Source organism: Pedobacter sp. (assembly GCF_045628745.1).
GTDB lineage: Bacteria > Bacteroidota > Bacteroidia > Sphingobacteriales > Sphingobacteriaceae > Pedobacter.
Map to the genome: position 1 here is coordinate 1 of NZ_JAZQPU010000237.1, position 2,171 is coordinate 2,171.

The 2,171-nt window shown below is 36.9% G+C and carries 4 protein-coding genes; 2 read left to right on the top strand and 2 right to left on the bottom strand.

The window, feature by feature from the left end:
* Positions 1–10 precede the first annotated feature (10 nt).
* Positions 11–229 carry an addiction module protein gene (locus ACR2F7_RS08990; RefSeq protein ID WP_432713237.1) on the top strand — a complete coding sequence of 73 codons (219 nt, stop codon included), beginning with the start codon at positions 11–13 and terminating at the stop codon, positions 227–229.
* A complete protein-coding gene (locus ACR2F7_RS08995; protein WP_432713238.1) occupies positions 229–543 on the top strand; it encodes a type II toxin-antitoxin system RelE/ParE family toxin in 315 nt (104 codons plus the stop codon). The genes ACR2F7_RS08990 and ACR2F7_RS08995 overlap by 1 nt, the downstream gene beginning before the upstream one ends.
* A gap of 29 nt (positions 544–572) precedes the next feature.
* Here ACR2F7_RS08995 and ACR2F7_RS09000 read toward each other — a convergent pair whose 3' ends face one another.
* Both ACR2F7_RS09000 and ACR2F7_RS09005 read right to left on the bottom strand, forming a co-directional pair.
* On the bottom strand, positions 573–1,850 hold the full coding sequence (locus tag ACR2F7_RS09000) for an ATP-binding protein (RefSeq protein WP_432713239.1): 1,278 nt from the start codon (positions 1,848–1,850) through the stop codon (positions 573–575).
* A 140-nt stretch (positions 1,851–1,990) separates the two neighbouring features.
* A partial coding sequence (locus ACR2F7_RS09005) for an Lrp/AsnC ligand binding domain-containing protein (RefSeq protein WP_432713240.1) occupies positions 1,991–2,171 on the bottom strand: 181 nt, incomplete at its 5' end.

A 2,171-nucleotide genomic window follows, 5' to 3' on the forward strand; every position in this document is an offset into this window, starting at 1 on the left:
TTAAAACGCTATGGATGCTAAAGAGCTATCATTTAATGAAATAAAAGATGCAGTAAAACGACTTTCACCCGCTGAAAAACTTGAGCTTAATGAGGTCATTTGGGCTGATGATATCGTTATCCCATTAGCCCATCAACATATCGTTAATGAACGGATTTCAGCGTATAAAGCTAATCCAAAAATATTACTCGACTGGGATGTTGCCTTAAAAGAGCTAAAAGCTAAATAATGCATTCTTATATTATTAAAGTCTCTCCGTGGGCTTTAAATGACATTAATAGTACTACTATTTGGTACAATGAACAATCAAATGGTTTAGGCATGCGTTTCCAAAAGCAAGTCATTAAGCAGATAAATAACCTTAGTCAGACAGCAGAGGTTTATAAAATTCGTTATAGCGGGGTCAGGTGTGTAGTAGTTAAAAAATTCCCTTTCATGATTCATTTTCAAATTGAAAATGATACAGTAATCATATTCGCGGTATTACATACCAGTAGAAATCCCAAAATATGGGACGTATTGCACAAACGAAATATTAAATAACTTCATTTGTACAATCCCTCAAAATATCCTTAATTCCCCCCTTTCAACAGCCCCATTAAATTATCCCGCTCCTCACGCGACAAATCAACAACACCTTCCAGCAGTCCTATAATATCTTCCCTCCTGCCAGTCTCCAATAACAACTGGATCATGCCAATGCTTATCTTCTCCTGAATATCGCTCATCCCTTTAAAGATCCGTGGTTGAATGCAATAAATTTCCTTCACCACCTCCGTTAAAAGCTCGCGTTTAACCTGCTCTTTTTTAGTATCTTTAAAACGCGGAAAAGAACCATTCTGCACAAAACCTTCCAATATTTCAGCAGCAGAATTAAGACGCACAAAGTCTTTCTGTTTAACGTTGATCAGCTGTTGCAGTTGCTTAATCAGGGTTTTAAAAACAGGGCTACTCGGTGACAAGCCAAACAACGGCACTGATTCTTCCTGGTCGGAATAGGTAAATTCATTGAAAAAATCAGATTCAATGTATACACTATGGTAATAATTAATTGCATTATTATTGAATGAGGTGAGCTGTTTAAAAACCTCTTTCTTTTCGCCATTTAAAAAGTAATAATAGAACTTATCGCCAATTTTTTCATTCCAACGCACATAGGTAATGGTAAATTGATGATCTAGGCCTTGTGCATCAGTAATAACACTATTCGTTACTTCGTGGTCACCTAAAATATCATCATATTGAATCGGTACCCCGTTGATGTTGAGTGAGTAACCATTTTTACTATTCAGCAACAAGAACCAGCCGAACTGGCGTTTCAGGTAATTTAAAAACTCCTCACTCTGAAAAGAATAAGCGGTTACGCCATGCAAATCACTCAGCTTCAATGAAGTTCCGGTTGCCATTCTCTTCACTTTCCTGATATTCTCATCCTGGTAATGGTCTTTGTCATTGCTTTCCACCGTTACATCAAAAGCAAGGTGTTTTTTTGTTGCAGCGTCTAAACACACAGTAGACCACACCGCTTTATGGGCAAAGGCCATAAACGAAAAGCGTCCCTTTCCTTTTTTCCCTCTTACATAAGAAGATCGCTGAAAAGCACCCCTTTTTACGGAATCCAGAAAAGAACCAAAAGTGCGACTTAAATCAGCATGGTTAATTCCTGATCCATTGTCAACAATAGTCAGTTCACTGATATAGTCAATTTCATTTGCGCTAAAATTAATATCAATTTTTGAAGCATTGGCGTCAAAACCATTCCAGATTAATTCTGAAACCGCATCCATGTAATCTTTGGTGATCCCTGCGGCATCTATGCTGTTGTTATTAACGTTTACTTTGTTTTTCATTGATAAATTACTGGTATCTAACGGTATTGAAGTGAACAATTCTAATTGTGGAAGGTATTCTTCTGAGGATTGCATTTATATAGGATTTGTATTTTGCCGAAATTATCTTCCAAAGATAAACCTCTGGCCGTATTTTTCAATTAAAGTGGGTATGCCGTTTCGCTTTTAGTTTCTGATAACACAAAAAAACTTTGCACCGTACTGATGTTTGGAAGTGTAGAAAGCTTATTTCTTAAAAAAAGATGATAGGTATCCATATCGCTCGTCGCAATCCTAAGGATAAAATCAAATGCCCCTGTCATCTGGAAACATTCCATCACT

What these genes read in the sequence shown, in the direction of transcription:
- ACR2F7_RS08990 (WP_432713237.1), top strand. Translation starts at nt 11, where the DNA reads ATGGATGCTAAAGAGCTATCATTTAATGAAATAAAAGATGCAGTAAAA.
- ACR2F7_RS08995 (WP_432713238.1), top strand. Translation starts at nt 229, where the DNA reads ATGCATTCTTATATTATTAAAGTCTCTCCGTGGGCTTTAAATGACATT.
- ACR2F7_RS09000 (WP_432713239.1), bottom strand. Translation starts at nt 1,850, where the DNA reads ATGAAAAACAAAGTAAACGTTAATAACAACAGCATAGATGCCGCAGGG.